General features: G+C 73.8%; 27 protein-coding genes. 17 read left to right on the top strand and 10 right to left on the bottom strand.

What is annotated here, in order from left to right:
* Nucleotides 1-4 precede the first annotated feature (4 nt).
* From ACIQ6Y_RS18785 to ACIQ6Y_RS18760, 6 genes are all read left to right on the top strand, one after another.
* On the top strand, nucleotides 5-1,441 hold the full coding sequence (locus ACIQ6Y_RS18785; RefSeq protein ID WP_404039804.1) for a hypothetical protein: 1,437 nt from the start codon (nucleotides 5-7) through the stop codon (nucleotides 1,439-1,441).
* Nucleotides 1,438-2,040 (top strand): hypothetical protein, encoded by a 603-nt coding sequence (locus ACIQ6Y_RS18780; RefSeq protein WP_404039802.1) that lies wholly within the window; start codon nucleotides 1,438-1,440, stop codon nucleotides 2,038-2,040. Before ACIQ6Y_RS18785 ends, ACIQ6Y_RS18780 begins: the two co-directional genes overlap by 4 nt.
* Nucleotides 2,037-2,255 (top strand): hypothetical protein, encoded by a 219-nt coding sequence (locus ACIQ6Y_RS18775; RefSeq protein ID WP_404039799.1) that lies wholly within the window; start codon nucleotides 2,037-2,039, stop codon nucleotides 2,253-2,255. The genes ACIQ6Y_RS18780 and ACIQ6Y_RS18775 overlap by 4 nt, the downstream gene beginning before the upstream one ends.
* Nucleotides 2,252-2,947, top strand: a complete 696-nt coding sequence (locus ACIQ6Y_RS18770) for a hypothetical protein (protein ID WP_404039797.1) — start codon at nucleotides 2,252-2,254, stop codon at nucleotides 2,945-2,947. The genes ACIQ6Y_RS18775 and ACIQ6Y_RS18770 overlap by 4 nt, the downstream gene beginning before the upstream one ends.
* Before the next feature lie 172 nt (nucleotides 2,948-3,119).
* Nucleotides 3,120-3,710, top strand: a complete 591-nt coding sequence (locus ACIQ6Y_RS18765; protein ID WP_404039794.1) for an RNA polymerase sigma factor — start codon at nucleotides 3,120-3,122, stop codon at nucleotides 3,708-3,710.
* On the top strand, nucleotides 3,700-3,999 hold the full coding sequence (locus ACIQ6Y_RS18760) for a hypothetical protein (RefSeq protein ID WP_404039791.1): 300 nt from the start codon (nucleotides 3,700-3,702) through the stop codon (nucleotides 3,997-3,999). Before ACIQ6Y_RS18765 ends, ACIQ6Y_RS18760 begins: the two co-directional genes overlap by 11 nt.
* Before the next feature lie 67 nt (nucleotides 4,000-4,066).
* On the opposite strand, the gene ACIQ6Y_RS18755 is transcribed toward ACIQ6Y_RS18760, so the two are convergent.
* Complete coding sequence (locus ACIQ6Y_RS18755; protein ID WP_404039788.1) at nucleotides 4,067-4,474, bottom strand: CoA-binding protein; 408 nt, start codon at nucleotides 4,472-4,474, stop codon at nucleotides 4,067-4,069.
* Between the two features lie 192 nt (nucleotides 4,475-4,666).
* Between ACIQ6Y_RS18755 and ACIQ6Y_RS18750 the strand changes: the two genes are divergently transcribed.
* From ACIQ6Y_RS18750 to ACIQ6Y_RS18730, 5 genes are all read left to right on the top strand, one after another.
* A complete protein-coding gene (locus ACIQ6Y_RS18750) occupies nucleotides 4,667-5,422 on the top strand; it encodes a hypothetical protein (protein ID WP_404039785.1) in 756 nt (251 codons plus the stop codon).
* Complete coding sequence (locus tag ACIQ6Y_RS18745; RefSeq protein WP_404039782.1) at nucleotides 5,419-5,961, top strand: SixA phosphatase family protein; 543 nt, start codon at nucleotides 5,419-5,421, stop codon at nucleotides 5,959-5,961. Before ACIQ6Y_RS18750 ends, ACIQ6Y_RS18745 begins: the two co-directional genes overlap by 4 nt.
* A gap of 71 nt (nucleotides 5,962-6,032) precedes the next feature.
* The gene (locus tag ACIQ6Y_RS18740; RefSeq protein ID WP_404039779.1) at nucleotides 6,033-6,659 is read left to right on the top strand and encodes a YigZ family protein; all 627 of its coding nucleotides are present in this window, start codon (nucleotides 6,033-6,035) and stop codon (nucleotides 6,657-6,659) included.
* A gap of 112 nt (nucleotides 6,660-6,771) precedes the next feature.
* Nucleotides 6,772-7,935, top strand: coding sequence for an exonuclease SbcCD subunit D (locus tag ACIQ6Y_RS18735; RefSeq protein WP_404039776.1), 1,164 nt, complete (start codon nucleotides 6,772-6,774; stop codon nucleotides 7,933-7,935).
* Nucleotides 7,932-10,907 (top strand): AAA family ATPase, encoded by a 2,976-nt coding sequence (locus tag ACIQ6Y_RS18730; RefSeq protein WP_404039773.1) that lies wholly within the window; start codon nucleotides 7,932-7,934, stop codon nucleotides 10,905-10,907. Before ACIQ6Y_RS18735 ends, ACIQ6Y_RS18730 begins: the two co-directional genes overlap by 4 nt.
* Here the strand turns inward: ACIQ6Y_RS18730 and ACIQ6Y_RS18725 are convergent.
* Nucleotides 10,901-11,347, bottom strand: a complete 447-nt coding sequence (locus ACIQ6Y_RS18725; RefSeq protein WP_404039770.1) for an Lrp/AsnC family transcriptional regulator — start codon at nucleotides 11,345-11,347, stop codon at nucleotides 10,901-10,903. The two genes, ACIQ6Y_RS18730 and ACIQ6Y_RS18725, sit on opposite strands and share 7 nt — an antisense overlap.
* 197 nt (nucleotides 11,348-11,544) lie before the next feature.
* Between ACIQ6Y_RS18725 and ACIQ6Y_RS18720 the strand changes: the two genes are divergently transcribed.
* Nucleotides 11,545-12,033 carry a rhodanese-like domain-containing protein gene (locus tag ACIQ6Y_RS18720; protein ID WP_404039767.1) on the top strand — a complete coding sequence of 163 codons (489 nt, stop codon included), beginning with the start codon at nucleotides 11,545-11,547 and terminating at the stop codon, nucleotides 12,031-12,033.
* 57 nt (nucleotides 12,034-12,090) lie between these two features.
* Here ACIQ6Y_RS18720 and ACIQ6Y_RS18715 read toward each other — a convergent pair whose 3' ends face one another.
* Both ACIQ6Y_RS18715 and ACIQ6Y_RS18710 read right to left on the bottom strand, forming a co-directional pair.
* A complete protein-coding gene (locus ACIQ6Y_RS18715; protein WP_404039765.1) occupies nucleotides 12,091-13,782 on the bottom strand; it encodes a DUF885 domain-containing protein in 1,692 nt (563 codons plus the stop codon).
* Nucleotides 13,783-13,815: 33 nt separating this feature from the next.
* Nucleotides 13,816-14,307, bottom strand: coding sequence for an Lrp/AsnC family transcriptional regulator (locus tag ACIQ6Y_RS18710; RefSeq protein WP_404039762.1), 492 nt, complete (start codon nucleotides 14,305-14,307; stop codon nucleotides 13,816-13,818).
* 61 nt (nucleotides 14,308-14,368) lie between these two features.
* On the opposite strand from ACIQ6Y_RS18710, the gene ACIQ6Y_RS18705 reads away from it, so the two are divergent.
* Nucleotides 14,369-15,574, top strand: a complete 1,206-nt coding sequence (locus ACIQ6Y_RS18705) for a trans-sulfuration enzyme family protein (protein ID WP_404039759.1) — start codon at nucleotides 14,369-14,371, stop codon at nucleotides 15,572-15,574.
* Between the two features lie 80 nt (nucleotides 15,575-15,654).
* Here the strand turns inward: ACIQ6Y_RS18705 and ACIQ6Y_RS18700 are convergent, their stop codons facing one another.
* From ACIQ6Y_RS18700 to ACIQ6Y_RS18690, 3 genes are all read right to left on the bottom strand, one after another.
* On the bottom strand, nucleotides 15,655-17,079 hold the full coding sequence (locus tag ACIQ6Y_RS18700; protein ID WP_404039756.1) for a GNAT family N-acetyltransferase: 1,425 nt from the start codon (nucleotides 17,077-17,079) through the stop codon (nucleotides 15,655-15,657).
* Between the two features lie 273 nt (nucleotides 17,080-17,352).
* Nucleotides 17,353-18,942, bottom strand: a complete 1,590-nt coding sequence (locus ACIQ6Y_RS18695) for an alkaline phosphatase D family protein (RefSeq protein ID WP_404039754.1) — start codon at nucleotides 18,940-18,942, stop codon at nucleotides 17,353-17,355.
* A gap of 198 nt (nucleotides 18,943-19,140) precedes the next feature.
* Nucleotides 19,141-19,971, bottom strand: coding sequence for an alpha/beta fold hydrolase (locus ACIQ6Y_RS18690; RefSeq protein WP_404039751.1), 831 nt, complete (start codon nucleotides 19,969-19,971; stop codon nucleotides 19,141-19,143).
* 116 nt (nucleotides 19,972-20,087) lie between these two features.
* Here ACIQ6Y_RS18690 and ACIQ6Y_RS18685 point away from each other — a divergent pair, with 116 nt between their 5' ends.
* Both ACIQ6Y_RS18685 and ACIQ6Y_RS18680 read left to right on the top strand, forming a co-directional pair.
* Nucleotides 20,088-20,972, top strand: a complete 885-nt coding sequence (locus ACIQ6Y_RS18685) for an RNA polymerase sigma-70 factor (RefSeq protein WP_404039749.1) — start codon at nucleotides 20,088-20,090, stop codon at nucleotides 20,970-20,972.
* Between the two features lie 243 nt (nucleotides 20,973-21,215).
* Nucleotides 21,216-21,977, top strand: a complete 762-nt coding sequence (locus tag ACIQ6Y_RS18680; RefSeq protein WP_404039746.1) for a GntR family transcriptional regulator — start codon at nucleotides 21,216-21,218, stop codon at nucleotides 21,975-21,977.
* 43 nt (nucleotides 21,978-22,020) lie between these two features.
* Here ACIQ6Y_RS18680 and ACIQ6Y_RS18675 read toward each other — a convergent pair whose 3' ends face one another.
* From ACIQ6Y_RS18675 to ACIQ6Y_RS18665, 3 genes are all read right to left on the bottom strand, one after another.
* Nucleotides 22,021-23,178 carry an ROK family transcriptional regulator gene (locus tag ACIQ6Y_RS18675; protein ID WP_404039743.1) on the bottom strand — a complete coding sequence of 386 codons (1,158 nt, stop codon included), beginning with the start codon at nucleotides 23,176-23,178 and terminating at the stop codon, nucleotides 22,021-22,023.
* Nucleotides 23,179-23,275: 97 nt separating this feature from the next.
* Nucleotides 23,276-23,941, bottom strand: coding sequence for a response regulator (locus tag ACIQ6Y_RS18670; protein ID WP_404039740.1), 666 nt, complete (start codon nucleotides 23,939-23,941; stop codon nucleotides 23,276-23,278).
* A gap of 30 nt (nucleotides 23,942-23,971) precedes the next feature.
* A complete protein-coding gene (locus ACIQ6Y_RS18665) occupies nucleotides 23,972-25,138 on the bottom strand; it encodes a sensor histidine kinase (protein WP_404039736.1) in 1,167 nt (388 codons plus the stop codon).
* A 108-nt stretch (nucleotides 25,139-25,246) separates the two neighbouring features.
* Between ACIQ6Y_RS18665 and ACIQ6Y_RS18660 the strand changes: the two genes are divergently transcribed.
* Nucleotides 25,247-26,167 carry an ATP-binding cassette domain-containing protein gene (locus ACIQ6Y_RS18660; RefSeq protein WP_404039733.1) on the top strand — a complete coding sequence of 307 codons (921 nt, stop codon included), beginning with the start codon at nucleotides 25,247-25,249 and terminating at the stop codon, nucleotides 26,165-26,167.
* Nucleotides 26,168-26,169: 2 nt separating this feature from the next.
* A complete protein-coding gene (locus ACIQ6Y_RS18655) occupies nucleotides 26,170-26,895 on the top strand; it encodes an ABC transporter permease (protein ID WP_404039730.1) in 726 nt (241 codons plus the stop codon).
* The last annotated feature ends 29 nt before the right edge of the window (nucleotides 26,896-26,924 follow it).

The following is a 26,924-nucleotide window of genomic DNA, read 5'->3' as shown; positions in this document are numbered from 1 at the left end:
ACCAGTGGCCGGCAACGCCAACAGCAACACCAAGCGCACTCTGCCACCGGCGCCCGAACCCTCCTACGCCCTCGGCGCCGCCGCCGACGCCCTCGCCGCCGACGCCCGCCGGCTGCCCGTCGACAGCCCCGGCCGCGCCGTACTGACCTGGCTCGCCGAGGACGCCAAGGCCGGTGGACGCGCGCTGACCGGGGTCGATCTGCTGCGGGCCTATCCGTCCGAGGTGCTCGTGCCGGACGCGCAGCCGCGCAACAGCCGGCTGACCGCCTGGCTGTCCGCCGGGCGGGACGTCGCGGTGTTCCTGCCCATCGCGGTGACCTGGTTCTCGCTGTGGACCGCGTTCGACGACTTCGAGGACGCCCCGGCCGGCACCACCTTCCTCGAACTGTGGGCATCGGGCTCCGGCGGAACCGCCGTCCTGATCGTGGTGCTGCTCATCACCGCCGTCATCGGCGCGACCCTGTGGCTGCAACGGCTCGAGTGGGCCGCCGGGCAGGAGGCCTCCCGCGAGGACCTGCGCCAGCGGGTCGCAGGCCATCTCGCCGTCCTCACCATGGAGCTGTCCAAGCACGCGGTCCTGGAGGTGGCGAACGTCCCCGCGCGGCAACTCGTCGGTGTGGCCCGCGACATCACCACCAGTACCGCCCGGCTCTCCCGCACCATGCAGAGCAGCACCGAGCGCCTGGCGCAGATCTTCGAGCCCGGACCCGAGGGCCGGTTCGTCACCGCGCTCGACCAGTGGTCCCACTCGGCACGCGAGTTGAGCGACATGGGCCGCTCGCTGACCGTCCCGCACCAACTCCTGCACGATTTCGCCAAGATGCGCGAGGAACTGCGCGCCGACGAGCAGGCCACCCGGGAGACGCTGTCCCGCCTGCTCGCCGAACTGCGTTCCGCCGCGGGCAGTTCCCAGGAGGCCAACCGGGTGCACGCGACCGTCGCCGACGAGGTCTCGGAGACCACCCGGCGGATCGGCGAGGCGATGCTGCTCTTCGTCGACACCAGCCAGCGGCTGTACTCCTACATGGATGCGCTGGAGCGCGTGCTGGCGGTGCTGGAGACGGGGCGTACGCCCGCGGCGCCCTACTCGGCGGCGATGACGAACTCGGACGGGGAGGCGGGGTGGGCCGGCGGGGCGGGCGGGTCCGGAGGTTCCGGCGGGCCTCGTGGCTCTGGAGGCTCTGCGGGCTCGGGTGGCTCTGCGGGCTCTGGAGGTTTTCCGGGCTCTGGTGGCTCGGGTGTCTCTGGTGGCTCGGCCAACGGTCAAGGGCAGGCCGGGGGATTCGGGGAGCCGCGGACCCCGGGTGCGCCCGGTACGCCCGGTGCGCCCGGCTCGTCGGGCTCGTCGGGCTCGTCGGGCTCGTCCGGCTCTGGCAACGGTGCGACTCCGCCCCAGCCGCGGCGGCCCGGTGACGAGTGGTACCCGGAGGACCGCACGTGAGGCCCGGCGGCCCCGGCATCGCGCCGCGCCACCTCGCGGGCTGGCTCTTCGCCGACCTGTTCCTCGTGCTGTTCCTGGTGGTCGTGGGCATGGCCGCCGCGGACGGCCCGGACACCGACACCACCGCGGGCGCGTCGCCCACGCCGTCCGTGTCGGCCTCCGTGTCGGAGTCCCCGTCGAAGTCCCCTACGCCGTCCCCGTCCCGGACCCGTAAGGGCCCGGTGGGGCTGGACCCCCGCAGGCACACCTTCACCGTGACGCTGAGCGGGGGATCCACCCGCCGCGCCTCCGGCGCGGGCACCCTGAACGCCGCCGACCGCAGGAGGGTCGTGGCCGCGCTGGACAGGGAGATGCGGCGCAGCGCGGACGGCCGTCGCATCGGCATGGTCATCACCTTCGGGCTGGCCCCGCAGGAGATGCTGGGCGCGGGGACCGACCTCGCCGAGGACGTCAACCGGGCCCTGAAGTCCGGACGCCCGCGGGCCTTCTGCGGCGGGCAGGTCGGCACGCGCGCGTTCTGGTTCGGGGGTTCGGCGGACCGGGTGGAGGTAGAGCTGTACTACATCAACTCCTGTGCGAGCCGAGGGGGAGCGGGATGACGGGGACAGGTGGGAGCGGGTCGGGCGAGCCGGAGATCGGCAGCGTGCGGTGGAACGACCGCGGCGACTTTGAGTACTACGACGGCACGGTCTGGAAGCCGTACGCGGACATCGACTGGGATGAGTCGGTGCTGTACCGCGACCCGCTACCCGTGACCTGGCGGGAACCCGAGGAGACGGACCGGGACGCGACCGAGGGGCCGGAGCCGAGGTGAGCACGCCGTCGGATGCCCGGACACCGCAGCAGGGGCAGGCGTCGGCCGAGGTGTCGCCGCTGGTCTCGGCCGCACAGACGGCGGTCACCGACATGCGCACCACCGCCCGCTGGACCATCGCCGCCTTCGCCGCGGTCGGCTCAGTCATGCTCGGCGGCCTGCCGCTCGCCGGCATCGGCAAGGTGAAAGGCGGCGGCGATCTGGCGCTGGCCACGGCGGGGCTGGCCCTGGCCGTGTTCGGGGTGGCCTGGGCGATCTGGCACACCGGTGAGGCCCTGACCCCACGCCTGACGACCCTGCGCGTCCTCACCGACCCGACGCCCCGCGAACGGCGGGAGCTGAGGGACCTGCACACCGAACTGGCCGCCTCGCCCAGGGCGTTCTACGGCCCCTTCGGGACGACGCCCGCCGAACTGGACGCCGCCTGCCGACTGCACGGCAAGGTCGCCGCCAACCTGGAAGCACTCCTCGTCCACGAGACGGACCCGCGCCGCCGCGCCGAGGCGACCTACCGCCTCACGCTGGCCCGCGCCAACACCGACCAGGCCCTGCGACGCCGCCGCGACCTCCTCGAACTGGCGCATGCCTGGCAGGTCCGCGGCGCACTGCGCCGAGCCCGCCTGCACACCGTGCTGGGCGCGTTCGCGGTGGTGGCGGGGGCGGTGGTGTTCCTGCTGGCGACGGCACACTGAAGAGAAGGGTGAATCCTTTCGGGCCGACCGTGCCTCTCATAGGTGTGCGGACGACCGCGTCCGCCTCGCACCCAACGGGAGGACCCCATGACCACTGTCGTGATCGTCGTAGCGGCAGCCGCGCTGCTGCTGTGCGTGTGCACCGTCACGCTGCGCCGCCGGAAGCGTCAGCGTGGCTGACCGCACCTGGCCCGGCGGCACCCTGGTCGCCGCGGCGCAACGCGGCGACGTCGAGGCGCTCAGCGCGCTGGTGTACAGCTCGTACCCGCACGTGCAGCGGTTCGCGCACTCGCTGTGCGCCACACCGCAGGACGCCGAGGACGCCGCTCAGGAAGCGCTGATCATCCTCTATCGCAAGATCGGCATGCTGCGCGCCTCCGGGGCGCTGGCGTCGTGGATGTTCCGGATCGTCCGCAACGAGTGCCTGCGCCGCACCCGCGGCCTGCTCCACCGAGGACCGGCCGACGAGCCGGACCGGCCCGGCACCTCGGGCGGCGGGCGGTCCGCCGAGGAGGAGGTGCTGCTGCGCCTGGAGGCCGAACGTGTCGCGGCCGCCGTCGCCGCGCTGCCCGACGACCAGCGGCAGGTGCTGGTCATGCGGGACATCCAGGGCCTGCCCGGCCGCACGGTCGCCGACCGGCTCGGGCTGAGCACCGCCGCCATGAAGTCCCGCCTGCACCGGGCCCGTTCGGCGGTCCGCGAGGCCCTGCACGACGAACCGGCCGGAACCACCGGAACGAGGGGAACCGACGATGACATCTGACCAGAGCACGGCGATCCGCCCCACCAAACCCGCCCCCAACTACGCCAGTGCCACCGTCCCGCGCCATCTGGCCCGGGGAGCCGTCGGGTTCGGCGCGCTCATCGCCTCCCTGGCCCTGCTGCCGGTCGTCGGTCCGCTGAGCCTGCTGCTCGCCCCGGTCGGACTGGTCGCGCTGCGCGGCTGCCCGATGTGCTGGGCGATCGGCCTGGCGGAGACCCTCTCGGCCGGCAGGCTCCGTCGGTCCTGCACGAACGGGAGGTGCGAACTGACCCCCGCCAAGCGCGCCTAGGGCCCGGCTTCGGGGGCCCTAGGGCCTGTCTTCCGGATCATGCCGGCGTCGCGGGGCCTGGCAGGCCCTAGCGGAGCCGGGGGATCTCGATCGCCGGGCAGCGGTCCATCACCATGTCGAGGCCGGCCGCGCGGGTGCGCTCGTACGCGGCCTCGTCGATGACGTCGAGCTGGAACCAGACGGCCTGCGCGCCCTTGGCGACGGCCTGGTCGGCGATGTCCCCGGCGAGGTCGCTGTTGACGAACACGTCGACGACGTCCACGTCGAAGGGGATGTCGGCGAGCGAGGCGTACCCCTGCTCACCGTGCACGGTCTCCGCCTTGGGATGGACGGGCACGATCCGCTTCCCGTACCGCTGCAGCACCTCGGCGACACCGTACGCGGCCCTCCTCCGGTTGGAGGACAGGCCGACCACGGCCCAGGTGTCACCGGCTTCGGTGAGGATCTTGCGGACTGTCTCTGCGTCGCCGTACACCATGGCCTCCTTCGGCCTCGTCGTCCCAGGAGCACTGCTGCCCCGCTGGCGCCAACAGAGGGGGAGCCCCCGAGATTCCCCGGGGTGGGGAGCTGGGCCGGGAGACCGGCCGGGGGCCCGACCGGGCGGCGCCGTGACCTGAATGCGTACGACATCTCTGCGCCGCCCCGTCCCTCCGCCTACGCTCACCTCGTGCTGCGCATCATCGACGCCCGTACCGGCGAGCCCGTCGAGGCCGCCCCCGCCCGCCGGGGCCTGACCCGGGTCGAGGCCCGTGCGACCGGACCCGGCCTCACGGCACTGCGCGTGCTGCTCGTCGCCGACCTGCTGGTACGTGCGCTGGAACTGGGCGGCACCCCGGTGTGGGCGGTGCTGAGCGGCGGACCGGAGGAGGCTGAGCTGCGGGCCGCGGCCGCGGCTCTGGGCGTACGTCCCTTCGAGGACAGCCGGGACGTGGGCACCGGGCTGGGTGAGGCGCAGGTTCTCCATGTGGTGGCGGAGGGGGCGACCGGCCCGGCTCCGGAGGGGGTGCGGATCGGGGTGGCCACCGCGGACGGCACGTCCCCCGACCTGGTGCTTCCGGCTCTCGATCCGGCCGACCCCGCCGACCCGGCCGTCCTCCGCCTCGCCCTGCTCCGCGAGCCCCGCCGCGCGCCCCTGCACCTGGACGCCGCCCTGCTGGACCGCGCGGAGGACACCCTGCGGCGTTGGCGGCGGACCGTGGCCGTGTGGGCGCGGCAGCCGTCGCGCCCGATTCCCGCCGACATACGGGCCCTGCTGCGGGAGGCGTGGGAGGACGACCTGGACGTGCCGGGGATCCTGCGGGTGCTGGAGCGGGTCGAGGCGGCCGGGCCGGAGCTGCCCGAGGGCGCGCGGTTCGAGACGTATGCGTATGCGGACCGGCTGCTCGGGCTGGAGCTCACCCGCGACCTGGGCAGCCCGGCGTGACCGCCCGCGCGGGCGCGGGTCCGCGCCGCCGGCTGGTCGTGCTGCGGCACGCGAAGTCCGCCTGGCCCGAGGACGTGGCCGACCATGAGCGTCCGCTCGCGCCGCGCGGCCGCCGGGACGCGCCCGTGGCGGGCCGGGTGCTGGCGGAGAGCGACTGGCTGCCGGACCTCGCCGTGTGCTCCACCGCCGTACGCGCGCGTGGGACGTGGGAACTGGCCTCCGCCGAGTGGGGCACGCCGCCGCAGGTGCGCTTCGACCACCGGGTGTACGCGGCCGACGCGGCGGACCTGCTGACCGTGGCAGGCGAGACACCGCCACAGGTCGGCACGCTGCTGCTGATCGGCCACAACCCCGGCCTCGAGGAGCTGGTCCTCACCCTGGCCGGGAGCGACATGGACGGCGCCCTGGACGCGGTCCGCGAGAAGTTCCCGACCTCGGCGATCGCCGTCCTGACCTGGTACGGACACACCTGGGAGGCACTCGCCCCGGGCTGCGCCCTGCTGACGGCGATGGTCGTGCCGCGGGGCAAGAAGCCCTGAGTTCGGCGGGCCGTCCGCGGGGCAAAAAGCCCTAGGTCCGGCGGGCCGTCCGCAGCGCATAGGGTGGCCGGATGCAGGACGAGTACCGCACAGTCGCCCACGCGGGCGTGCACGAGATCGAGATCAACCGCTCCCGCTTCCTGTGCGCGCTCGCCCCCGCGGCCACCGAGCAGGAGGCGCAGGACTTCGTCGCGGCCGTCCGCAAGGAGCACGCCGACGCCACCCACAACTGCTGGGCGTACGTCATCGGCGCGGACGCCTCCGTGCAAAAGGCCAGCGACGACGGCGAACCGGGCGGCACCGCGGGCGTCCCCATGCTGCAGATGCTGCTGCGCCGCGACATGCGGTACGTCGTCGCCGTGGTCACCCGCTACTACGGCGGCGTCAAGCTCGGCGCGGGCGGTCTGATCCGCGCGTACGGCGGAGCGGTCGGCGAGGCCATCGACACCCTCGGCACGATCACCCGCCGCCGCTTCCGCCTCGCCACCGTCACCGTCGACCACCAGCGCGCCGGCAAGATCCAGAACGACCTGCGCGCCACCGGCCGCGAGGTCCGCGACGTCCGCTACACCGAGCAGGTCACGATCGAGATCGGCCTCCCCGACGCCGACGTCGACTCCTTCCGCGCCTGGCTCGCCGACGCGACCGCCGGCACGGCGGGGTTCGAGCTGGGCGGAGAGGCGTACGGGGACGCGTAGGCAAGATAATTGGTGCATATCGGGCATAACTCCCGCTTGTGAGAACGGTCATGACGGGCGGTACGGGAGTAACCGCCCGTGATGTCAGACCCGGCCGTTAGTCTCGGGGATCATGAGGCTCCTGCACACTTCCGACTGGCATCTCGGCCGGGCGTTCCACCGGGTGAGCATGCTCGGCGCCCAGGCCGAGTTCATCGGGCACCTGGTCGCGACCGCGCGTGAGCGCGACGTGGACGCGGTGGTCGTGGCGGGAGACGTGTACGACCGCGCGGTGCCGCCGCTGGCCGCGGTCGAGCTGTTCGACGACGCCATGCACCGGCTCGCCGACCTCGGCGTCCCTACGGTGATGATCTCCGGGAACCACGACTCCGCGCGGCGCCTCGGTGTGGGCGCGGGGCTGATCGGGCGGGCCGGGATCCATCTGCGGACCGACCCGGCGGCGTGCGGGGCGCCCGTGGTGCTGCGGGACACCTTCGGGGACGTCGCCTTCTACGGGCTGCCGTATCTCGAACCGGCCCTGGTGAAGGACGAGTTCGCGGTGGACAAGCCCGGACACGAGGCGGTGCTCTCGGCAGCCATGGACCGGGTCCGCGCCGACCTCGCCACCCGCGCGCGGGGCACCCGGTCCGTCGTCCTCGCGCACGCCTTCGTCACCGGCGGCGAGCCCAGCGACAGCGAGCGCGACATCGCGGTGGGCGGCGTGGCCGCCGTCCCGGCCGGCGTCTTCGACGGCGTGGACTACGCGGCCCTGGGACATCTGCACGGCTCCCAGACCATCACCGAGCGCGTGCGCTACTCCGGCTCCCCGCTGCCGTACTCCTTCTCCGAGGCCGGCCACCGCAAGAGCATGTGGCTGGTCGACCTCGACGGCGAGGGGCACGTCAGCGCCGAGCGCGTGGACTGCCCGGTGCCGCGTGCGCTCGCCCGGCTGCGGGGCACCCTGGAGGAACTGCTCGGCGACCCCGCCCTGGACCGGCACGAGGAGTCCTGGGTGGAGGCCACCCTGACCGACGCCGTGCGCCCGGCCGAGCCGATGGCCCGGCTCACCGAGCGCTTCCCGCACACCCTCAGCCTGGTCTTCGAACCCGAGCGCACCGCCGACGACCCCGACGTGTCGTACGCCAGACGCCTTGCCGGGCGCAGCGACGAGCAGATCGCCGAGGACTTCGTCGCCCATGTGCGCGGCGCCGGGCCCGACGAGCGGGAGCGGGCCGTGCTGCGGGACGCCTTCGACGCCGTGCGCGTGGACGCGACCGTGCGGGAGGTGGCCCGATGAGGCTGCACCGGCTCGACCTGACCGCCTTCGGCCCCTTCGGCGCCTCCCACAGCGTCGACTTCGACGCGCTGTCCGCCGCAGGACTGTTCCTGCTGCACGGCCCGACCGGCGCGGGCAAGACCTCCGTCCTGGACGCCGTCTGCTACGCCCTGTACGGCTCCGTGCCCGGCGCCCGGCTCGGCACCAACCTGCGCAGCGACCATGCCGCCCCCGGCACGCGTACGTCGGTGACACTCGAACTCACCGTCGCCGGACGCCGGTTGGAGATCACCCGGCAGCCGCCCTGGGAGCGCCCCAAGAAGCGCGGCGCCGGTACGACGCTCGACAAGGCCCAGACCTGGCTGCGCGAGCACCGATCCGGTGCCTGGAAGGACCTCAGCCGCTCCCACCAGGAGATCGGCGAGGAGATCACCCAGCTGCTCGGCATGAGCCGGGAGCAGTTCTGCCAGGTCGTGCTGCTGCCGCAGGGCGACTTCGCGCGGTTCCTGCGCGCCGACGCCGAGGCCCGCGGCAAGCTGCTCGGCCGGCTCTTCGACACCCAGCGCTTCGCCGACGTGGAGAAGCGGCTCGCCGAGCGCCGCAGGACCACCCAGGCGGGTGTCCACGAGGGCGACGCCGCCCTGCTCGCGGACGCGCACCGCATGCAGCAGGCCGCCGGCGACGCCATGGAGCTGCCGGAGCTCACCCCGGGCGAGCCGGGCCTCGCCGAGGCCGTGCTGAGCGCGGCGGCCGTCGCCCGCAGCACCGCGCGCGAGCAGCTCACCATCGCCCACTGCCGACTGGCCGCCGCCGAGTCCGCACAGGCCGCGGCCGACCGCGCCCTGGAAGACGTACGCGAGAACGCGCGACTGCAACGGCGGTTCGCGGAGGCGCGGGAGCGGGCGCTGCTGCTCCAGGAGCGGTCGGACGACCACCGGGCGGACACGGAACGGATGGAGCGGGGCCGCAAGGCCGAGGCGGTCGCGCCCGCGCTGGAGCTGCGCGACTCCGCCGAGGCCGAGCACCGGCGGGCGGCCGCCGCCGAGGCACACGCGCGTGCCCTGCTGCCGGACACCTTCGCCGACGCGGGCGCGCCCGGACTCGCCGCCGCCGCACGCCGGGCCGCCGAGGAGCTGGGCGGCCTGGAGTCCGCCCGGCGCGCCGAACAGCGCCTGGCCGACCTGGTCGCCGAACGCGCGGGGCTCGACCGGCAGGAGCGCGCCGACGAGGACGTCCTCGCCGAGGCCGACACCTGGCTCGCCGAGTGGGACACCGTCCGCGCCGCCCTCCAGGCCCGGATCGACGCCGCGCAGGAGGCCGCCACGCGCGCGGAGCAGCTCGCCGTCCAGCGCGAACCGGCCCGGCGGCGGCTGGACGCGGCCGTACGGCGCGACCGGCTCGCCACCGAGGCCGCAGCCGCGCAGCAGCAGGCCCTCGCCTCCGCGGACCACGCGGTGCGGGCCCGTACCCACTGGCTCGACCTGAAGGAACAGCGGCTGAACGGCATCGCCGCCGAACTCGCCGCGAACCTCCGCGACGGCGAGGCCTGCGCCGTCTGCGGCGCCACCGAGCACCCCGCGCCCGCCCGCAGGGTCGACGGACACGTGGACCGCGACACCGAGGAACGCGCGCTGGCCGCCTCGCAGCGCGCCGAGGAGACCCGCGCGCAGGACGAGCGCCGGCTCGGCGGACTCCGCGAGGAGCTGGCCGCCGCCACCGCCGAGGCGGGCGACGCCCCCACCGCGCGGCTCACCGAGGAGGCCGAGGAGCTGGAGCGGCGCTACACGCTGGCGCGCAGTGAGGCCTCCGGTCTGCACCCCGCGCACGAGGAGCTGCGCCGGGCCGAGGCGGAGCACCGGCGGCGCACCGACGCCCGCCAGGAAGCCGCGCTGCGGTCGGCCTCCCGGGCGGCCCGCCGCGATGCCCTCGACCGGGAACGCACCGCACTGGAAGGCGAGTTGACCGAGGCGCGGGGCGCCCTGGACAGCGTCGCCGCGCGCGCCGCCCAGCTGGAGCGGCAGACCGTACTGCTCGACGCCGCGGCGGAGGCCGCCCGCGCCGCCGAGGACGCCGCCCAGCGGCTCAAGGACGCCGACGCCCGGCTCGCCGACGCCGCCTTCCGGGCCGGCTTCGACACCCCGCAGGCCGCCGCGGGTGCCCTCCTGGACGACGCCGCCCACCGCACACTGCAACGCCGCCTGGATGCCTGGCAGACCGAGGAGGCCGCCGTACGGGCCGTCCTCGCCGAGGCCGACACCGCGGCCGCCGCCCAGCGCCCGCCCGCCGACCTCGTGGGCGCCGAGCAGGCCGCCGCCGACGCCGCCCGGCGCGTGCGTGAGGCGGCCTCCGCGCGCGACGCCGCCGACCGGCGCCGCACCGAGCTCGACCGGCTGTCCCGGCACGCGGCCGCAGGCGTGCGCAAGCTGGCACCGCTGCGCGAGGAGTACGACCGGGTGGCCCGGCTGGCCGCCCTCACCGCGGGCACGGCGGCCGACAACGAGCGCAAGATGCGCCTGGAGTCCTATGTGCTGGCCGCCCGCCTGGAACAGGTGGCCGCCGCGGCGACCGTGCGCCTGCGCCGGATGTCCTCCGGCCGCTACACCCTCGTCCACTCCGACGACCGCTCCGGACGCGGCCGCAGCGGCCTCGGCCTGCATGTCGTGGACGCCTGGACCGGACGCGAGCGGGACACCTCGACCCTGTCGGGCGGCGAGACCTTCTTCGCCTCCCTCGCCCTCGCCCTCGGTCTCGCGGACGTCGTCACCGACGAGGCGGGCGGGGTGCGCCTGGACACCCTCTTCATCGACGAGGGCTTCGGCAGCCTCGACGACCAGACGCTGGACGAGGTGCTGGACGTCCTCGACTCGCTGCGCGAGCGCGACCGCAGCGTCGGCATCGTCAGCCATGTGCCCGACCTACGGCGCCGTGTCCACGCACAGCTGGAGGTCGTCAAGGGCAGATCGGGCTCGACGCTGCGCCAGCGCGGTCACTGACCGAGCGGCCGGCGGGGGAGGGGCGAGGAGTAGACGACGCTGGTGGTCACCGACCCCAGCGCGCCGATCCGGCCCGACACGTCCTCCAGGTGCTTCATCGAGCGGGCGGTGACCTTGATCACGAAGCAGTCGTCGCCGGTGACGTGGTGCGCCTCCAGGATCTCCGGCGTCACGGCGACCAGGTCGTGGAAGGGCTTGTAGTTGCCGTTGGGGTAGCGCAGCCGGACGAACGCAAGGATCGGCATGCCCAGCCGGTCCGGGTCCACGACCGCCGCGTAGCCCTGGATCACGCCCGCCTCCTCCAGCCGGCGCACCCGCTCGGTGACCGCGCTCGCGGACATCGACACGGCCCGGGCCAGCTCGGCGAAGCTGGCCCGTCCGTCACGCTGCAGGACGTCGAGGATGCGCCAGTCGGTGGCGTCCGGGGAAAACGTGGTCATGCCCGATGGATAGCAGGGGAATCCCCGGCGCATCAAGGTCCGGACCGTGGAACGGCTCTTCAAGAAGATGATCAACGGCCGTAGATTTCTGGTCATCGGAGCAGTCAGTGACAGCGCGGTCAGTGACGAGAGCCCGTGAGAGAGCAGTCACCGAGAGTGCAGTCACCGAGACTGCAGTCGTCGAGAAAGGCCCCGCGATGACCACCGCCGCCACCGCCCCCGCCGTCAACCCCGTCCTGCGCGTCGCGCCCGCCGCCCCCGCCGAGGCCGCCGCCTACTTCCGTGCCTCGCTGGTCTTCCACGCCGACGTCTCCGACGTGGCCGCCGCGCTCTCCGCCGACGGCGACCCCGGCTTCGTCCTGCTGGACTCCCGCTCCACCGCGAGCTGGGACCAGGGCCACGTCCCCGGCGCCGTCCACCTGCCGACCGCGCTGATCCCCGAGCAGGCCGAGCAGCTCCTCGACAAGTCCGTGCCCGTCGTGACGTACTGCTGGGGCCCCGGCTGCAACGGCGCGACTCGCGCGGCGCTGGCCTTGGCCGAACTCGGTTACCAGGTCAAGGAGATGCTCGGCGGCTTCGAGTACTGGGTGCGGGAGGGCTTCGCCTTCGAGACCTGGGAGGGGCGCGAGCAGCGGGACGCCGACGCGCTGACGGCGCCGGTGGACGCGGAGGACTGCGGCTGTTGACAACGGCAAGGGCGGCGGGGCCTGTCGTCAGGCCCCGCCGCCCTTCGCGCAGTCGGATCAGAGGGCTGAGAGCTCGTCCACCAGGTCGTCCAGGCCCAGGGAGCCCTGGGAAAGGGCGGCCATGTGCCAGGACTTGAGGTCGAAGGCGGCGCCGTGACGCTTGCGGGCGTTCTCGCGGCCGAGCAGCCAGGCGCGTTCGCCCAGCTTGTAGCCGATGGCCTGGCCGGGGATCGTGAGGTAGCGGGTCAGCTCGCTCTCGACGAAGTCGGCCGGGCGGCTGCTGTGCGCGCCGAAGAACTCCTGCGCCAGCTCCGGCGTCCAGCGCTCACCGGGGTGGAAAGGCGAGTCCGCCGGGATCTCCAGCTCCAGGTGCATACCGATGTCGACGATGACCCGGGTCGAGCGCATCATCTGCGCGTCCAGGTAACCGAGCCGCTCCTCCGGGTCGGCCAGGAAGCCGAGTTCGTCCATCAGCCGCTCCGCGTACAGGGCCCAGCCCTCGGCGTTGGCGCTGACTCCGCCGACCGTGGCCTGGTAGCGCGAGAGGTTCTTCGCGACGTACGTCCACTGCGCGAGCTGGAGGTGATGGCCCGGCACGCCCTCGTGGTACCAGGTGGAGACCAGGTCGTAGACCGGGAACCGGGTCTGCCCCATGGTCGGCAGCCAGGTGCGGCCCGGCCGGGAGAAGTCCTCCGACGGCTGGGTGTAGTAGGGCGCGGCCGCGCTGCCGGGCGGCGCGATGCAGGACTCCACCTTCCGCACCGGCTCGGCCAGTTCGAAGTGCGTGCCGTCGAGCGCCTCGATCGCCCGGTCCATCACGCCCTGCAGCCACTCGCGGACCTCGTCGACGCCCTCGATGTGCCGGCCGTGCTCGTCGAGGTGCGCGAGCGCCACCCACGGCGTCTGTGCGCCCGGCAGGATCTTCTCGGCCTCCTTCTTCATCTCGCCCAGCAGCCTGTGGTACTCGGACCAGCCGTACGCGTACGCCTCGTCCAGGTCGAGGTCCGTGCCGTTGAAGTAACGCGACCAGCGGGCGTAGCGCTCGCGGCCCACCGTGTTCGGCGCGCCCTCGATCGCCGGGACGTACACCTCCCGCATCCAGTCCCGCAGCTCCACCACGGCCGCCGTCGCCCCGCGGGCGGCCTCGTCCAGTTCGCCGCGCAGGGCATCGGGACCGGCCGCCGCGAAGTCCTCGAACCAGCCGCGGCCGTTGCCGTCGGTGTCCGCCCACTCGCCGAGCTGGTCCACGAACGTGGCCGTCGGCCGCGGCGCCGCGTACAGCTTGCGCTCCAGGCCGAGCGTCAGCGACTCCCGGTAGCCCGCCAGCGCCGCCGGGACCGCGCGCAGCCGCTCGGTGATCGCTGCCCAGTCCTCGTCGGTGTCGGCGGGCGTGACCGTGAAGACCTCCCGCACACTGTGCGCGGGCGTCGCCATGTTGCCGACCGCCCGCAGGCCCTCGTGGGCCTCGTGCACGGCGAGTTCGGCGGTCAGCCGCTCCCGCAGCAGCCGCGCGCACCGGCGTTCGATGTCACTGTCCGCGCCGGGCTGCCGCTCGGCCTCGTCGAGCCGCGCGAGCGTCGCCCGTTGCAGTGCCGCGAGCGCCTCCTGTCCCGCTGGCGAGAGATCGGGCAGTCGGCTCGAACTCTCCTTCACACCGAGGTAGGTGCCGGTGACGGGATCGAGGGCGACGAGGTCGTCGACATAGGCGTCGGCGACCTCACGGGGCAGCGGGCTCTTGGTCTGTGACATGTTGACCATCCTCGTACGGCCGCCCGCCGCACGTCACCCCGATTGCGCCGAGGGCGAAGGCGGCAGCAGCGGCCCGCAGTCCCACCGCTGGAAGATCAACCGGGTCTCCACCCGGGCCACCTCCCGCTGTGATGTGAACTCGTCCAGCACCAGCCGCTGCAGATCGGCCATGTCCGCCACGGCCACATGCACCAGATAGTCGTCCGGGCCCGTGAGGTGGTAGACGGTCAGCGACTCCGGCAGCGCCCGGATGCGCTCCACGAACGGCCCCACCAGCTCCCGCCGATGCGGTCTGACCTGCACCGACAGCAGAGCCTGAAGGCCGCGGCCCAGCTTGGCCGGATCCAGTCGCAGCTGATGGCCGAGGATCACCCCGGCCCGCCGCAGTCGGGTCACCCGGTCCAGGCATGTCGACGGGGCGACGCCCACCTGGGCGGCGAGATCGCGGTAGGTCGTCCGTGCGTCGTTCTGCAGCAGGGTCAGCAGCTGAAGATCGACCGGATCCAGTACGACAGATTCGGCCACGCGCCGAACGTAGCACGGTGTTCGATTCCTGTGACCCGGTCGGTGTTCACCCTGTCCGTTCATGGACACCGACATGGACACGCCCAAGGGCGTCATTGCAGGCCACCGCCCCGCATCCCGGGCCCTGGCCACCGAGGCTGTGCACGCCGGCCGCGACGACCTCGCGCGCCAGGGACTGCACGCGCCGCCGATCGACCTGTCCACCACCTACCCGTCCTACGACAGCCGCGGCGAGGCCGCCCGCATCGACGCCTTCGCCGAGACCGGCGCCGAACTCGACGGCCCGCCCGTCTACGCCCGCCTCGGCAACCCGACCGTCGCCCGGTTCGAGACCGCCCTGGCCCGCCTGGAGGGCACCGAGTCCGCCGTCGCCTTCGCCAGCGGCATGGCCGCCCTCAGCGCGGTCCTGCTGGTCCGGGCCTCCATGGGCCTGCGCCACGTCGTCGCCGTACGCCCCTTGTACGGCTGCAGCGACCATCTGCTGACCGCCGGGCTCCTCGGCTCCGAGGTCACCTGGACCGACCCGGCCGGCATCGCCGACGCGCTGCGCCCCGACACCGGCCTCGTCATGGTCGAGTCGCCCGCCAACCCGACCCTCGCCGAGGTCGACCTGCGGGCCGTCGCCCACGCCTGCGGCTCGGTCCCGCTGCTCGCCGACAACACCTTCGCCACGCCCGTGCTCCAGCGCCCCGCCGAGCAGGGCGCCCGCCTGGTGCTGCACAGCGCCACCAAGTACCTCGGCGGCCACGGCGACGTCATGGCCGGCGTGGTGGCCTGCGACGAGGAGTTCGCCGGGAAGCTGCGCCAGGTGCGCTTCGCCACCGGCGGCGTCCTGCACCCGCTGGCCGGCTACCTCCTGCTGCGCGGACTGTCCACCCTGCCGGTGCGGGTGCGCGCCGCCTCCGAGACCGCCGCCGAACTCGTCCGCCGTCTCGCCGCCGACCCGCGCGTCGCCCGCGTCCACTACCCGCGCATCGGCGGCGCGATGGTCGCCTTCGAGGTGCACGGCGAACCGCACGAGGTGATCGCGAACGTCCGCCTGATCACCCCGGCGGTCAGCCTCGGCAGCGTCGACACCCTCATCCAGCACCCCGCCTCCATCAGCCACCGCATCGTCGACGCCGACGACCGCCGCGACGCCGGCGTCTCCGACCGCCTGCTGCGCATGTCGGTGGGCCTGGAGGACGTCGAGGACCTGTGGGCGGACCTGGACCAGGCGCTGGCCCCGGTGCGGACGGGAGCGCGAGAGGCGATGACGAGCGCCTGAGCTGAAGCGCCCCGAAAGGGGCGCGGGGAACTGCGCGACGAGCCACAACGCACCGGTAGCCGCCGCACAACCCCCGCCCCTTACGACGCGTCGGCCACCCCGAACTCCCCTGTACGAGAAAGCTCCACAGCACCGGCGGCCTCACCCAGCGGAGCGAGCCGCGCCGTGATCACCAGCGTGCCCTCCTCGATCTGATAGTCCAGCGGCAGCCCGAGGCCCCGCATCGCGGCGACCATCCCGGTGTTCGCCGCCTGCGTCACTGCGTACACGCTGTCGCAGCCCGCCTCGACCGCCATTCCCACCAGCCTGCCGAGCAGTTCACTGCCGACACCCCGCCGCTGCCAGTCGTCCTCGACGAGCAGCGCGACCTCCGTCTCGTCCCCGTCCCACAGCAGATGCCCGAGCCCGACGACCCGGCCCGAGGGGGTCTGCGCCACGAGCGTCCGGCCGTAGCGCGGGCTGAGCAGATGGTTGAGATAGCGGTCGGCGTCCTTCACCGGCCCGTGGTACCGCATGCCCAGCGTCCGCTGCGAGCACCGCTCGTGCATCGCCTTCGCCGCGGCGACGTCCCCGGTGTCGGCCCGCCGCACGGTGATGGGGTTGCCCTCCGGCAGCGTCAGCTCGTCCTGCCCGCGCGGGACCCGCGGGCCGAGCCGCGCGTCCAGCTCCACCAGTGCCCGCGCCCGCGCGAACTCGGTCGGCGTGAACGGCAGATACGGCCGCTCCACCGTGATCACACCGCCCTCGGGCACCCGCAGCCGCATCACCGTGTCCTCCAGTGCGCCCTCCACCGGACCGCCCTCGCCCCGGCCGCCGGCCTTGTCACGGGAGGCGGGCGGCGTCGCGGGCAGCGAGCGGATCGTGCAGCGGCCCAGCAACTGGCGCAGGGCCAGCGGCAGTTCCGCCGTGTCCAGAGCCGTGCGGGTGGCCAGCCCCAGCACCCGGGTCGGTGCGTCGACCAGGTCATGGGCGTCGGCCCGCTCGATCCAGGTGTGCGCGCCACCCGCCTCGGACACCACGCGCGTGATCTCCGCCGCCGAGAGCCCGCCCGGCGAGCGCAGCAGGAACTCGTCCACCGTGTCCTCGCCCAGCGGATGCGTCTGCAGGGTGAGGATGTCCACCTGCCGCTCGGCCAGCGCCGTGCACAGCGCGGCCAGCGAACCGGGTGCGTCCTTCACCGTGGTCCGCATCCGCCACAGCGCGCTCGCCCCGGCCGGCTCTTCCGACGGCCCGGTCTCGCCCTCTGCGGAGCGCGGCCGGGCATCGGTATCGCTCGTCGGCGGTGCATGACCGTGGCGTCGTGACCACCATGTGTGGAACGCCGCCGTCGCCAGCAGCACCACCGCCGAGATCACCAGCAGCGCCGGTCCGTCGGGGCCGTGCCCGATCAGGTTCGCCACCGCGTCGGCCACCGCGACGGCTGTGAACAGGGCGGCGAGCTCGACAACGTCCCGGCGCCAGTGGTGGACGGGGCGGCCGTGCCGCGCTCGCGTCACATCAGACATGTTTCGCTTCATACGCCCACTGTGGACGAGCGGTGTTGCGTGATCACGAACGCTTTGTGACCGATGGGTAAAGGACGCTTCTGCACCATTTGTTGTTCTTTTGATGGTTGCGTTGTCCACGTCATGCGGCGACCTTCCCGGCCGGCGCCCGATCCAGCCGCCGCGCCTCGATGACCAGGCGCGACACTCCCCGAGCCGGTCCCCCGGACGCGCACGTGCCCCGCACCGGGGGATGACGCCGGTGCGGGGCACGTGCTGTCGAGCGTACGGCAGTTACTGGCCGACCCGGCCGGGCTGGAGCACCTGCGTGAACAACACGGTGCCGTCCTGCTCGCGCAGCCGGACGGTCAGCTCGGCGCTGTCGCCGTCGATGTCGACCTCGCCGAAGAACTGGTACCCGCCGGCGGGGGAGACGTTGCCGACGCTCGGCGCCTTCACGAAGACCCGCTGCGGGCCGAAGGTGCCGTCCAGGGCGCTCGCCGGGAACGCGCCCGCGTTCAGCGGCCCGGAGACGAACTCCCAGAACGGCTCGAAGTCCGTGAACGCCGCCCGTGACGGCTGGTAGTGCTGGGCCGAGGTGTGATGGACGTCGGCCGTCAACCACACCGTGCCGGTGATCCGCCGGTGCTTGACGAACCGCAGCAGCTCGGCGATCTGCAGCTCGCGCCCGAGCGGCGCACCCGGGTCGCCCTGGGCGATCGCCTCGAAGTGCGGCCGGCCCTCCTGGCCGTCCGGCACCACCAGGCCGATCGGCATGTCGGCGGCGATCACCTTCCACACCGCCCGCGAGCGCGCCAGCTCCCGCTTCAGCCACTCCAACTGCTCACGGCCCAGAATGCCCTGCGGGTCGACGGCCTGGTCGTCCGGCGAGTTCGCGTTGCGGTAGGTGCGCATGTCCAGCACGAACACGTCCAGCAGCGGCCCCTGTCGCAGCACCCGGTACACCCGGCCCTCCCGGGCGCCGGGCCGCAGCGTCGAGACGGGGAAGTACTCGCTGAACGCCCGCTGCGCCCGCGCCGCCAGCACGTCCACGCTCTTCTCCGTGTAGCGGGTGTCGGTGTCGGCGACGACCTGCCCCGGGTACCAGTTGTTGCGCACCTCGTGGTCGTCCCACTGCACGATGGTGGGCACCTGCGCGTTGAAGCGACGCAGGTTGTCGTCCAGGAGGTTGTAGCGGAAGTTGCCGCGGTACTCGGCGAGCGTCTCGGCGACCTTGGCCTTCTCCTCGGTGGTGACGTTCCGCCAGATGCCGCCGCCGGGCAGTGCCGCGGTCGGCGCGATCGGGCCGTCGGCGTAGACGGTGTCGCCGCTGAACAGGAAGAAGTCGGGGTCGAGGCGGGCCATCGCGTCGAAGATGCGGTAGCCGCCGAGGCCGGGGTTGATGCCCCAGCCCTGTCCCGCGAGGTCGCCGGACCACAGGAACCGCACACCGTCGCCGCGGCGCACCGGCACCGTGCGGAACATCCCCGGGACCGGCTCGCTCGTTCGACGAGGATCGTCCGGGTCGGCGAGCAGCACCCGGTAGTGGACCTGCCGGCCGGGCGGCAGCCCGCGCAGCCTCGTCGTACCGGTGAAGTCGGTGCCCGGGCCCAGCAGGGGGCCGTGCCATCTGCGCGGGTTGCGGAACGACTCGGTCGCCGAGGTCTCCACGATCATCCGGGCCGGCCGGTCCGAACGGACCCACACCAGCGCCGAGTCGGCCGTCACGTCACCGCTCTGCACGCCCCACTCCGCGCGGGGGCGCCCGGACAGGGCGAAGGCCGGTGCCGCGCCGAGGCCGGCCGGGAGGGTCAGGGCCGCCGAGGCGGCGACGGAGCCGCGCAGCACGCTGCGACGACCGGGGAGCAGGGGACGGTCGGACATGGTGGGGCCTCCAGTGCGGGGAGCCGGCCGGTGTGCCCTGACACACCTACTGGTGCACCGCAGCGCCCACACGAACCACAAGTGAACAACTGTCCCCACCCGCCGTGTTGCCCCGGAGCGCCCCTGCCTCTGCCCGTAGTTCACCCAACCGCCGCCAGGCTGCCGCGTGGCCCGACGCCGGACGCCCGCGGCGTCCCCTCAGCGGCTGCCGTCGAGGATCACGCGGGCGACGAGCGCCGGGTCGTCGTTCATCGGGACATGGCCGCAGCCGGGCAGCCGCACCAGGCGGGCCTTGGGGATGATCCCCTTCGCGCGTACGCCCTGCCGGCGCAGCAGCAGGCGGTCCTTGGTGCCCCAGGCCACGGTGACCGGGATGCCGGGGATGTCGTCGGTGAACTGGACCGTGGCGCCCGCGCGGAGGGTCTCGGTGAAGCCGGTGGCGTTGGCGAGGGCCAGGGTCTCGGCGACCACGGCCTCCGGCGACCTGCGGCCGGGCCGGGCGTAGATCGTGCTCGTCAGGACGGTCCGACCGGGCGCCGTACGCGACAGCCGCTCGACCAGGGGCACGGGCAGCCCGCGTGCGCTCTGCCGCATCGCCATCAGCACGCCGAACGCGTAGCGCCGCTCGGCCCGCGTCCAGAAACCGGCGGGCGACAGCGCGGTGACGGACCGTACGAGCTTCTCCCGGCCCAGCTCCAGGGCCAGCAGCCCGCCGAGGGAGTTGCCCGCCACATGGGGGCGGTCCAGGTCCAGTGCCTCGCACAGGGCGCCGAGAGCGGCGTTCATGGTCGGCAGGTCGTGGGTGAGGCCGTCCGGCAGGGACGGGGACGCGCCGAACCCCGGCAGGTCCACGGCGATCACGTCCCGCTCGGCGGCCAGGATGTCGATGACCGGCTCCCAGGCCTGCCAGTGGTGGCCGATGCCGTGCAGCAGGAGCAGCGGTTCACCGCTTCCCACGCGCGCGTAGGAGAGGGTCACGGACCGTCGGCCCTGGGGGGAGGGGACCTCGAAGGTGACGGTGGCGGACATGAGCGGCTCCTTTGCCTGGGATGCGCCGACGAACGCTTGGTGGACAGCTTGTCAGCAATTACTACTCGTGGGTAGCCCGTCTGGACATGACACAGCGCGTCGGATGGGATGACCCGGTGATCACCGACCCCGCCACCGACGTCTTCGAGCAGCACCGGCCCGTACTCATGGGCGTCGCCTACCGCATGCTCGGACGCGTGACCGACGCCGAGGACGTCGTCCAGGACGCGTGGCTGCGCTGGTCCGCCGCCGACCGCGACGAGGTCCGCGACACGCGCGCGTACCTGGTGCGCATCACCACGCGGGTCGCCCTCGACCGGCTCCGCCGGATCCGCGCCCGCAACGAGGCGTACGTCGGCTGCTGGCTGCCCGAGCCGTACGCCGCCGAACACGCCGGCCTCGTCCCGGACAGCGCCGAGGGGGCTCTCCTCGCGGAGTCGGCCTCCCTCGCCGTCCTGGTCCTGCTGGAGTCGCTGTCACCGCTGGAGCGGGCGGTGTTCGTGCTGCGGGAGGCCTTCGGCTACCCGTACGGCGAGATCGCCGCGATCCTCGACCGCGCGGAGCCGGCCGTACGGCAGCTCGCCGCGCGGGCCCGCCGGCATGTCGACGAGCGGCGGCCCCGCTACGACGTCGACCCCGGCCGGCGACGCGAGCTCACCGAGCGCCTCCTCGCCGCGGCCCGCGAGGGCGACCTCGACGGGCTCGTGCAGCTGCTGGCCCCCGACGCCCGGCTGGTGGGCGACGGCGGCGGCAAGTCCCGCGCGCCCCTGCGCGTCCTGGAGACCGCCGACCGGATCGGGCGCTTCCTCGTCGGCGCGGCGCGCAAGAGCCCGCCGGGCAGGTCCGTACGCCTCGTGGAGCTCAACGGGGCACCGGCCGCGCTCTACCTCTGCGACGGCACCCCCGACGCCGTGCTCCAGGTCGACGTCGTCGACGGGCGCGTCCAGACCGTCCACCTCATCCGCAACCCCGACAAGCTGCGGTCGCTCACCGGGCTCTGACCGCCGGCACCGTACAGCCCCCGTCGTCCGCGACGGGGGTTTTGCCGTGATGTCACGCATGCGACCCCGTGCGAACGCGCCATGAACGCTTCACCGCGCACGCCCCGCGCGTCCTCCCAGGGATCGAGGATTGGTCTTGACCAAGGGTGGGGGCCGTCCTATGGTCGCTGATAAGTGCAACAACCTTTAATAAACAAGGGCGCTAAAACGCCGCCGGGGAACACGGCGATTGCGGAGGACAGGGTGGGGACCCAGCAGTTGGAAACGGTGCCGGAACCGAAGTACTGGCACCTCAAGACCGTGCTCACCGAGGCACTGGACTCCGAGTTCTCCGTGGGGGAGATCCTTCCCAACGAGCGCGACCTCGCCGCCCGCTTCGGCGTCGCCCGCGCCACGCTCCGCCAGGCCCTGGAGCAGCTCGAACTGGAAGGCAGGCTCCAGCGCCGCCGCGGCGTCGGCACGACCGTGGCACCGCCCCGCGTGGGCGTGGCCGTCGGCAGCGAGCAGCCCGCCTGGCCCGGCGGTCCCGAGGACGCCTGGCAGCCCGTCGACTGCGAGCTGGCCGTGCCGCCCGCGTCCGTCGCCGCCGCGCTGGAGACCGCCGCCGACGAGCCCGTGCACATCGTGCGCCGCACCCGCATGACCCACGGCCAGCCCGTCGCCGCCGAACTGCTCCACATCCCGCAGTCCTCCGTGCCGGACCTGTCCGGCATAGACGCCCCCTCGGGCGCGGCACGCGCGCGTGCGGTGCTGCGCGAACTGCAGCGCCTGGAGCTGGAGGGTCACGACAACGCGGTCGAGCTGGGCTCCGCCCGCGCGGACGACGCCAAGGAACTCGACCGGCTGCCCGGGGCGCCCGTGCTGATCGTCACCACTCGGTACCTCGCCGAGGGACGCACCGCCGCGCTGTCCGTCGCGACCTACCGCGCCGACACCTGCCGGCTCACCTTCGGCGACTCCGGCACCGTGGAGATCCACCAGGACCCCCAGCGCCGGGCGAGCTGACCGACGCCCGTCCACCGCATCCCACTGCCGGACGTCTCGGCCGTCAGCGGCGTGCCGTGACCGTGCCCTCCACCGCGAAGAGCTGCTCCTCCACGTGGTCGAGGGCCAGGCGCACCGCGCCGGTGGCCACGGCCGCCTCGCCGAGCAGCGACAGCGCCACCCGCGGCGGCCGCAGACAGTAGCGGGCCAGCTCGCGCCGCAGCGGTTCGAGCACGTCGTCCAGGCCGGCCGCCCAGCCGCCGATCACGACGAGTTCGGGGTCCAGGGCCAGCACCAGCGCGGCCACGTCGTGCACCAGCCGCTGGATGAACCGGTCGACGGCCGCGCGGGCCCCCGTGTCGCCCCGGCGGGCCCGGGCGAACACCTCGGCGACTGCCTGCTCGTCCAGCGGGTGCAGCGGCTCGTCCGTCGTGGACAGCAGCGTCTCCGGCGTGACCTCACGCCCCAGCAGATGCAGCGCGCCGATCTCCCCGGCCGCCCCGCCGAACCCGCGGTGCAGCCGACCACCGATCAGCGCGCCCGCCCCGGGACTCAGTCCGGCCAGCACGAACACGACGTCGTCCGACTCGGTCGCCGAACCCTTCCAGTGCTCCGCCACCGCCGCCGCGTTCGCGTCGTTCTCCACCAGCACCGGGCACTTGAAGGAGCGGCTCAGCCGCTCGCCCAGCCGCAGCCCCGTCCACCCGGGCAGGGCCGTGCCCAGCCGCACCGTGCCATCCGCCTCGACGATGCCGGGCGTGCCCACGCCCACCGCCCGCAGCGAGGCCCGGGACACTCCGGACCGGCGCAGCAGCTCCGCCACCGCGCCGCGCACCCGCTCCAGCCGCTCGTCCGCGTCGACCGTCTCGTCGACCTCCTTGGCCTGCGCGCCCAGCACCTTCCCGTCCAGGTCCGCCAGCAGCGCGGCCACCCGGTGGGCGCCGATCTCCAGGCCCAGCAGATGCCCCGCCTCGGCGCGGAAACGGAAACGCCGCGCGGGCCGCCCCTGCCGCCGGGCAGCGCCCTCCTCCGCGGCCTTCTCGACGACCAGACCGGCCTCGATGAGCCCTTCCACGACACCCTCGACCGTCGGCCGGGACAGCCCGGTGACGCGCGTGATCTCCGTGAGCGTCGCGCAGTCCGTGGCACGCAGCGCGTGCAGCACCACCGCGGAATTGATCCTTCGCAGCAGCGAGGGATCCCCGCCGGTCAGCCGCCCCACCGTCCGTCCTCCCAGCTCGAGCGCATGATGGCCGGATCGTACTCGGCGCGGCGGAACCGGGCGAGTGGCGGAGTCCCCCGCTCCGCACACCCCGCCGTCAGCCCGGCGAGACGAACCCGGACTCGTACGCGACGATGACCGCCTGCGTGCGATCACGCGCCCCCAGCTTCGCCAGTACGGCGCTCACGTGCGACTTCACCGTCTCCGCGCCCACGGTCAGCCGGGCCGCGATCTCCGCGTTCGACAGACCCCGCGTCATCAGCCGCAGCACCTCCGCCTCACGCTCGGTCAGCCGGGCCCGCTCCAGCGCCGCCCGGGCCGCCGGGTTCCCGGCCCCGTCACCGCCGTACTCGGCGGCCAACTGCCGCACCGACGCCGGGAACAGCAGCGACTCGCCCTCGGCGACCAGCCGCACCGCGTGCACGATCTCCGCCGGACGCGCCCGCTTCAGCAGGAACCCGCTGGCACCCGCACGCAGCGCGTCGTACACGTAACTGTCGTTCTCGAACGTCGTCACCACCAGGATCCTCGGCGGCTCCGGCACCGTCCGCAGCACCGCGCGGGTCGCCTCGATGCCGTCGAGCAGCGGCATCCGGACGTCCATCGCGACCACGTCCGGCCGCAGTTGCCGCACCAGCGGGATCACCGCGGCCCCGTCCGCGGCCTCACCGACGACCTCGATGTCGGGCTGTGCGTCCAGAACTGCCCGCAGACCCGCGCGGACCAGGGGTTCGTCGTCGACGAGGAGAACGGTGACGGGCATCCGGCCAGACTAGTCCAGCCCGTACGACGGTCAGCCCAGCGGCAGTTCCACCCGCACCCGCCAGTCGCCGTCGTCAGGGCCGGTGTGCGCCCGGCCGCCGAGCAGGGCCGCACGCTCGCGCATGCCGCGCAGCCCGCTGCCCCGGCCGGGCGTGGATATCGCCGCGGGCAGGGCGTTGCGCACCTCCAGCTCGAGCGTGCCGTCCGCGACCCGCACCCGCACCTGGGCCGGGACCGCGCCCGCATGCCGCAGCACATTGGTCAGGGCCTCCTGGAGGATGCGGTAGCCCTCGCGCGAAACCGGCCCAGGCAGAGCCTCCAGCGGGCCGCTCACCTCGGCGTCGAGCTTCGCCCCGGAGGCCCGCGCCGACTCCAGCAGCCGGTCGGCGTCGGCCAGCGTGGGCCTGCTGCTCACCGGCCGCTCCGACTCGCGCAGCACCCCGAGCACCCGGTCCAGGTCCTCCAGCGCGGCCCGGCCGGTGTCCTCGATGGCCGCCAGCGCCCGGTCGGTGAACTCCGGGTCACCCGCGGCCCGCGCCGCGCCCGCCTGCACCACCGCCACCGTCAGCGCGTGTCCGATGGAGTCGTGCAGCTCGCGCGCGATGCGGTTGCGCTCCAGCAGCTGCTCCGTGCGCTCCTCCAGCGCGGCGAGCCGCTCGGCGGGGGAGGGGCCGAGCAGCCGCCCGGCCAGCCGGGTGATCAGCTCGCCGGACGCCACGACCACCACCGGCAGCAGCACGAGCGGCAGGGGCGCCAGCGCCAGGTACCACCAGTGGTCCCCGGACAGGTGCAGCAGCGCGCCCCCGTCCGGGCCGCCCCCGCCCAGCCCGGCCCGCACCAGCGTGTCGGTGGTGATGGGCAGTTGGACCGTCAGCATCGCGACCAGGCCGCCCAGCAGCAGCCGGGTCTCCAGCCACAGCACCGTCCGCGCTCGGTCGCCCCAGCTCGCCGCGGGCGTGGTGACGATCTCGGGGCCGTCGCCCGCAGGCCGCCGCCCCACCAGCAGCAGCCGGGCCTGCAGCCCCTCCACCGTCCGCATCCCCGGCACCAGACCGGCGAGCCCCAGTGGGACCGCGGACAGCAACCACCAGTCCTCGTTGAGGTACATCCACATGGCGGGCCACACGACGGCCATGAACAGATGCAGCCATCGTGTGTAGGTCACGGCCCTGGTGAAGGGGCGCAGCAGGCGGAGCATGCGCCCATCGTCGCAGCCACCACCGACAACGGGCCTCCCCCGCCAGGGGGAGCCGATCTCCCCTCGCGGGGGAGGCCACGACCCGGCACCGGCCGCCACGCTGATGCCATGACCAGCATCGACGTCCAAGACCTCACCAAGGAGTACGGCACCCGGCGGGCCGTGGACGCCCTGACCTTCAGTGTGCGCCCCGGCCGGGTCACCGGCTTCCTCGGCCCGAACGGCGCGGGCAAGTCCACCACCATGCGGCTCGTGCTCGGCCTCGACCGGCCGACCTCGGGCACCGCCACCGTGGGCGGCCACGCCTACGCCGGCCTCGGCGAACCCCTGCGTCAGGTGGGCGCGTTGCTCGACGCCCGGGCCGCCCACGGCTCCCGGACGGCCCGTGACCATCTGAGGATCCTCGCCGCGAGCAACCGCATCCCGGCCCGGCGGGTGGACGAGGTGCTGCGGGAGACGGGCCTGGAGTCCGTCGCGCGGCGCCGGGTGCGGACGTACTCACTGGGCATGCGCCAGCGCCTCGGCATCGCGGCGGCGCTGCTCGGCGACCCCGCGGTGGTGATGCTCGACGAGCCGTCCAACGGACTGGACCCCGAGGGCATCATCTGGATCCGCACCCTGCTGCGCGGGCTCGCCGCCGAGGGCCGCACCGTGCTGGTCTCCAGTCACCTCATGAACGAGACGGCCGAGTTCGCCGACCACCTCGTGGTCCTCGGGCGCGGGCGGCTGCTCGCCGACATGCCGATGCGGGAGTTCATCGACGCGCGCGTGCAGCCCCGGGTGCGGGTGCGCACCACGGACGCCACGGCCCTGCAGGACGTCCTGGCCCGGCACGGCCACACCGCCGAACCCGGCGAGGACGGCGCCTGGACCGTGCACCACGCGCGCGTGGCCGAGATCGGCCGGCTCGTCTCCGAGGCGCGCGTGCCGATCCTCGAACTCGCCGCGGAGGAGGGCACGCTCGAACAGGCCTACCTCGATCTGACCGCGTCCGAGACCGAGTACACCGCACAGCTCCAGGAGGCCTGACCATGTCGTTCACACCGATCCTGCACGCCGAGTGGCTGAAGATCCGCACCCTGCGCTCGCTGTACGGCGCGCTGCTCGCGCTCGTCGCCGTCTCCACGGCCTTCTCGGCGCTCTCCGGCGTCTCGGACACCTCGGACCCGGAGTTCGACCCGCTGTTCATGGCGTTCTCGGGCGTCCTGCCCGGCCAGATCGCCGTCATCGCCTTCGGAGCCATGGCCATGTCGGCGGAGTTCCAGGGCGGCGCCCTGCGCCTGTCGCTGGCCGCGGTGCCGCGGCGCGGGCGGTGGTTCGCCGCCAAGGCCGTCGCCGTCGGCGTACCGGCGTTCCTGGCCGGCCTGGTGACCGCCGGGGCCTCGCTCGCCGCCGCCCGTGCCGGACTCGGCGCCGCCGCGGACGGGCTGACCGCCGCTCAGCAGGTGCGCGGGGTCGTGGGCTGCGGGGTCTACCTCGCGCTGATGACGCTCATCGCGACCGGCCTCGCGGCGCTGCTGCGCAGCGGTGTGGGCGCGCTGTCGGTCCTGATCCCCTTCGTCCTCGTGGTCTCCTTCGTCGTCGGGGACACCGCGGGGAAGGTGACCGACTTCCTGCCCGACAAGGCAGGCCAGGTGATCCTGCACCAGTCCTGGGAAGGCACCCTCGGCCCGTGGACCGGCCTCGCCGTGACCGCGGCCTGGGCTGCCGCCCTGCTCGCCGCCGGGGCGTGGAGCGTGCACCGCAGGGACGCCTGACGCCCCGACGGCCCGGGCCACGGCTGACG

Source organism: Streptomyces sp. NPDC096205 (assembly GCF_044763135.1).
GTDB lineage: Bacteria > Actinomycetota > Actinomycetes > Streptomycetales > Streptomycetaceae > Streptomyces.
This window is presented reverse-complemented; position numbering and strand designations above follow the sequence as displayed.